8 protein-coding genes are annotated in these 5,258 nt (G+C 68.1%); all 8 read left to right on the top strand.

The annotated features are described in order from the left end of the window. Window positions 1–151: 151 nt before the first annotated feature. The 8 genes from GJ634_RS13965 (at window position 152) to GJ634_RS13930 (ending at window position 5,211) form a co-directional block, all read left to right on the top strand. Window positions 152–2,680, top strand: coding sequence for a hypothetical protein (locus GJ634_RS13965; RefSeq protein ID WP_157503479.1), 2,529 nt, complete (start codon window positions 152–154; stop codon window positions 2,678–2,680). Beyond that, a complete protein-coding gene (locus tag GJ634_RS13960) occupies window positions 2,677–2,880 on the top strand; it encodes a hypothetical protein (RefSeq protein WP_157503478.1) in 204 nt (67 codons plus the stop codon). Before GJ634_RS13965 ends, GJ634_RS13960 begins: the two co-directional genes overlap by 4 nt. Beyond that, window positions 2,877–3,086: a hypothetical protein gene (locus GJ634_RS13955; protein WP_157503477.1), complete on the top strand. Its 210-nt coding sequence runs from the start codon at window positions 2,877–2,879 to the stop codon at window positions 3,084–3,086. The genes GJ634_RS13960 and GJ634_RS13955 overlap by 4 nt, the downstream gene beginning before the upstream one ends. 117 nt (window positions 3,087–3,203) lie before the next feature. After that, window positions 3,204–3,476 carry a hypothetical protein gene (locus GJ634_RS13950; protein ID WP_157503476.1) on the top strand — a complete coding sequence of 91 codons (273 nt, stop codon included), beginning with the start codon at window positions 3,204–3,206 and terminating at the stop codon, window positions 3,474–3,476. 144 nt (window positions 3,477–3,620) lie between these two features. Next, the gene (locus GJ634_RS13945; protein WP_197425540.1) at window positions 3,621–4,385 is read left to right on the top strand and encodes a DUF6884 domain-containing protein; all 765 of its coding nucleotides are present in this window, start codon (window positions 3,621–3,623) and stop codon (window positions 4,383–4,385) included. Next, on the top strand, window positions 4,375–4,728 hold the full coding sequence (locus GJ634_RS13940) for a hypothetical protein (RefSeq protein WP_157503475.1): 354 nt from the start codon (window positions 4,375–4,377) through the stop codon (window positions 4,726–4,728). Before GJ634_RS13945 ends, GJ634_RS13940 begins: the two co-directional genes overlap by 11 nt. After that, window positions 4,725–5,000: a hypothetical protein gene (locus GJ634_RS13935; protein ID WP_157503474.1), complete on the top strand. Its 276-nt coding sequence runs from the start codon at window positions 4,725–4,727 to the stop codon at window positions 4,998–5,000. Before GJ634_RS13940 ends, GJ634_RS13935 begins: the two co-directional genes overlap by 4 nt. Before the next feature lies 1 nt (window position 5,001). Then, the gene (locus GJ634_RS13930) at window positions 5,002–5,211 is read left to right on the top strand and encodes a MarR family transcriptional regulator (protein ID WP_197425539.1); all 210 of its coding nucleotides are present in this window, start codon (window positions 5,002–5,004) and stop codon (window positions 5,209–5,211) included. Window positions 5,212–5,258 lie beyond the last annotated feature (47 nt).

Genomic DNA, 5,258 nt, shown 5'->3' with positions numbered 1-5,258 from the left:
ATCCAGGATGGACTACTCAAAGTTCTTACATAGTCCAAACGGGCAGCAGCCCGTCTGGAACTCCGTTTTCGGCCTCTAAGCCCGGGGTTCGTGAACCGCATCCTGCAATACAAACTCCTGCAGCGGCCGCGCCGACCGGAGGTGTCTCGGCGTGACGTCGCCGGGCCTCACCCTCACCCGGCAGACGCCCGCCGCGCCCGCCACCACGCTCGTCCTCGACGAGGACACCACGCCCACGCAGGTCGCCCGCACGATCACGACGACCCCCGGGCTGCAGGACGCGCTCGTCGCGACCGTCCACGACGCCGCCGCGGGGGAGACTGCGTTAGCGTTCCGCGACACCCTCCTCGACGCCGGCATCACCCACCACCAGGAGTTCCTCGCCGACGCCGTCGTCAGTGCCGTCCGCGAGTACCCACGTGCGGAGTTGAAACAAGGGGCCGTCCAGTCGCTCCTCCGGACGCTCCACGGCCTCGCATCTGGACGCCACGACGCCGAGGACGCCCTCGCAGTCCCACGGTTACTCGCACTCAACGACGAGCCGGCGCCGACGGTCACCGTGCGCCTCGAGGACGAGTTCCTCTCGAACGTCCGCCGCAGCCAACGCGACCCCATCTGCCGGTACCTCGCCGAACTCGCCCAAGGCGTCGACGTCCGCATCGTCGCCTCAGGGAGAGTCCAGCTCAAGCTCTACCACGAGCACCGCGACGACCTCCCCGTTAGCCGGAGCGACATCGCACCCCTCGCACAACCACCCACTACGGAGGACGTCGAGACCGCGGCCACCAGCCTCGACCCCGACGGCCGCCCCGTCCAGATCCTCCGCCAGCTCGCCGAGGAGCCCGCCGAGACCTTGTCGTACCACGAGCTGTACGCGAGCTACGAGGTCTCCGAGAGTCGCGTCCGCCAGTGCATCTCCACGCTGTCCGAGTGCGGCCTCGTTGCGACCCACCAGGCTGGCGACCAGACGCACGTCGACCTCCTCAATGCAGGAACCCGCGTCCTCGAGGCGCTCGACGCCGACGTCGGCCAGCAAGCCACTCTCGAAGAGACCGTAACTGGCGGCGTTAGCGAGACCGGAAACTCCGTTTCCGATAGCCGTGTAACCCCGCCCGCACGTGAGGGCCGCCCCCGCGGGCGTCGGCTGGCCGACCACCACGAGACTACCTACCTCCAGCGGTGGGAGCACGCTGCAGCCGCCGCGACCGCCCCGGATGGCGGGGTTGGCCTGCTGGATTACCCCGTGGAACCCCGCGACGACCGCGGTGGCCGCGGCTGGAGCTACGACCACGACCGCGACCGCCTGGTGGTGTCTGCGGAGTACGACAACCCCCTGCAGTACTGGGTGTGTACTGCGCTGGCGTTAGCCGACCACCGCACCTGGACCCAAGCTCTCACACCGGACGTCCTCGAGGACACGGACCCGGGTGGCATCATCCTCCGGCAAGCCCGCTGCGTCGGCGGTGTCACCGCAGAGGCCGAGGACGATTCAGGGGTGCTCGTTGAGCGGCTGCAGGAGTGGGCGAGCGACCTCGCGGAGTTGACGCGGAGGCTCTCCCACGGCGAGTACGACGACGAGAATCGGTTCCGCGGGGAGATTCTGCGGAGTGCGCTCGGGCTCGCCGGCAGCATCGTCCACCTCCTCGACGTCGCCGGCATCACCGTCACGCGGGAGGTCCGTCTCCCTCGGTTCCGGCAGTTCGACGACAGCGACCGCGGGGATCTCGCCCGGACGCTCTCTATCGGCGCTGCGATCCAGTCCCGGTACGGGCACTTCGCGGCGTACCGCCAGCTCCTCGAATCCCGCGAGGACAAGCAGCGGGCTGCGCTCCATCCGGACGTCGACGCTGAGGGCCCGTACGGCAGTCTCATCGGTGGGTTCACGCTGGTTGGTCCCGGCGTCGAATCCTTCCAGGAGGACCTTGAGGACGCCCTTCAGCGTCCGGGCGAGGTCGTCGAGGATGCGCCCGAGTTCCAGGTGCCGGTTACCGTCCAGTCGGGGAGCACTCGGTCTGGGGTCGCGACGGCCGCCCAGCACGTCCTCGCCGGCAAAGACCTCTCCCTGACCCGGACGGCGGTCTCCGTCCTCGATGCGCTGACGGGGACGCCGTATGATGCCGCCAAGGCGCTCCACCAACTCGCTGGAGAGTCGAAGGCGCCGGGCCGCAGGGTCAACACCGCGGATCTCCGGTACGCGCTCTCCCAGCTCGACGCCGATCGCATCCTCCCGAGTGGGGCGCCGACGGTGTCGAAGGCCATCCACGCACTCCTCGCCACCGACGAGCCGCTCGATCAGGCGGCGCTCGCCGAGGCGGCGGATGTCTCGACGCGGTCGCTGCGAACGCATCGCGACATTCTTGCAGCGCTCCCCTGGACGACCGTCGACGGCACCACCTACGAACTCTCGCTTAGCCCCGACAGCGACGACGGCGTCAGCGCAGTGTTCGATGTTGCCCTCGAGGTCGCGACCGAGGATGTTGTCGACGCCGAAACGGAGCTCGGCGCCGCGTTCGTGTGGCCGCCGGGCATCGAGCGTCTGAGACGGGAGTGGTGGTGGGCGGACGCGGTGCTCGCCTGGAGTGGCGGCGTGGATGAGCCGGGCGAGCAGGTTGCGTTCGGCCCTCGGTTGGAGCAGGCGCCGCTTGCGGCGGCGCCGAAACAGCGGGGTGGTGAGGTGTGACCGACGCTTCGCTGGGCTGTCCGGCATGTGCGCCGGAGACCGAGGGGATGGTGGCGTATAGTCCGCTCCCAGAGTCGACGCCGGAGTCATTCAACGACCTTGAGCACGGCACGGAGTACTACTTCTGTGACGTGTGCTTCCTGGAGTGGGTTGACGCAGACTGGTACAACGGCGTCGTCGAGGGAGGTGAGTCGGCATGACCGACGACGGGCTGCCGGCGGCGGTGATCGACCACGCCCCGAGTCCGGCCCAGATCTACTGCCCGGACTGCGCGTACACGGTGGACATCGACGATGAGCACCGTGAGGATCTTGACGAGTCGCAGGTCGGGGACTGCCTGATCTGTGATGGGTGCGGCTGCGACATCAGCGACGGTGGAACTCCCGCAGACCGGGGTGGTCGATAGTGGCGACGTACCGCTGTGACAGTTGTGGTGGGGAGTCCGAGGTCTGCTACCGCTGCAGTGAGTGTGGGGCGGATTTGGCGAAGCAGTCGGAGACGACGGCAATTCGGTGACCACGTTATGAGTGACAACACTACTGAGGACGGCGAGGAAGTCGGCCGTGTAACCTATCGCTGCATCTGGTGTGAGGACACCTTCGACGCGAACCCCGAGGAGTGCATCGGCTGTCCGTACTGCCTTCGCCACGACGTCGTTCCCGAAGAGGAGTTCTACGAGTGCGAGGGCTGCGGGTTCGTCGGCACGCCGCGTATCGTCGACTACTACGACGCGGACCTTCCTGTCTGCCGCAGCTGCGGACAGCGACTCAAGGAGGCTGAGAACGATGGCGAGTGAGGACCCGCACGTTCCGACGCCGATAGAGCGCGAGCGTCCCGACGGCTCGCTTCGAGTCGTCGAGGACACTGGGCTTCGGTCTCGGGAGCGTCCCAGATCGTCGTCGAAGCCGACGACCGCGACCTCTACGCGCTCCTGTCGGACGTGCTCGCCGACGTCCACGTTCCCGACGTGTTTCCGGCGGCGCTGGCGACGGCGGCTGACGACACCGCCGACGCCCTCGAACGGGTCACGAGCATCGAGCGTGGGTTCATCGACCCGCCACTCCCCGGCGCGAGCTACGCGATGAGCTACGCGCACAACGCGGCCGAGGCGCTCCGGGAGTACCGCGACCGCGACCCGCTCCGGCTCGCGCTCATGGGGTGCTCCGGGAGCAAGCACAACGTCGACCAGCCGGTGCCGGCGCGCGACCTGTACGCTCGGGGCTACTGGACGGTGAAGGAACGCTACGGGTCGGTCGTCGGTGACGACTGGCGCATCCTCTCGGCCGAGCACGCCGTCCTCCATCCCGACGAGGAGATCGACTACTACGAGCGCGTGCCCAAGGACCTCCGCGGCATCCCCGTCGACTCCGACCAGCGCCTCCCGTCCGGCGAGCCCGTCGAGGACCGTCTCGACCACTGGGCGCTGTCCGTCTACAACGGCCTCACGCGCTGGCTGCACGAGGCCATCGACGGCGTGGACCCGAGGGACGTCGAGCTTGAGGTGTGCGTCGGCAAGCGGTACCGCGAGAAGCTCGAAGCGCGCGGCGTCTTCGACCGCCTCGATGCGCCGGCTGGCCTTTCGGTGTCGTTCCCGTTCCAAGAGGAGCCGACGGCCGCGGGCGGGATGGGGCCGCAGATGGAGTGGATGAACGGCGTCGTCGACGAGGTCGCCGCGACCGACGGAGGTGAGGCCAGTGGCGAGTGAGGACTTCGACCGCGGAGATGGTCGCGAGGAGAGTGACTGGGGGGTAACGATGAATAACAGCCCGAACCTCGGGCCACTCGAAAGCCTGCGAGTCGCGTGGCGTCGCCTCCGCAACACCCCCGTGGAACGCGAGCACGACTGGCGGCGCTGCACCCGCCACTCGCTGCCCGCGGTCTGCCTTGGTGCGGACCTCGCGAACCCCGAGTACCGGTGTCCGCGGTGCTGCCGCCTCGACCCCCAGTATGGGAGCGACGGGATGACGGTGTACGGCGGCCGGACAGCGTTCCACGGCCGCGACGACTACCTCGTGGGTCACAAGGCCGCGGAGGGCATCAACCTATGACGCCGGAGACGCGGAACGTTCCGGACTCGCTGGAGTTCCAGCCGGGCGAGGGTGGGTTCGGGAATACGGTCTACGAGTGCGTCGGCTGCGGCGACCGCATCACGGGCACGGAGAACGCAGTCGAGCACACGGGCTGCCCGGTTCCCGGGACGTGCCCTGCTTGTGACTCGCCTCGTGGTCGCGTCGACGTCGCGACGGACCGGGGTCGCGTGGATGTCTGTGAGTGTGGGACGCCCTACGTGGAACACTTCGATAACGGGGAGGTGGTCTAGCGTGGATGAGGATGGGTTGTCGGCGTCGGACGTTCTCGTCCTGCAGGTGGTGCGTGAGGAGGGGCCGGTGCCCCGAAAGGAGATCAACGAGTCGGTGCCGGTCGCTGATCGGACGGTGGGGAAGTGTCTGTCGACGCTTCGGGAGGACGGATTCGTCGAGCGGCGGCCGAACCCCCGGGATGCGCGTGGGTATGTCTACGAGTCCCGGTAGGGGTTTTGCCGTCGATTTGACGGCAAAAGTACTAGTTAAGTCACTCG

The organism is Halobacterium sp. CBA1126, assembly GCF_009741975.1.
Lineage (GTDB): Archaea > Halobacteriota > Halobacteria > Halobacteriales > Halobacteriaceae > Halobacterium.
The sequence above is the reverse complement of the archived record's forward strand: the minus strand, read 5'-3'. Positions and strand labels throughout refer to the sequence as shown.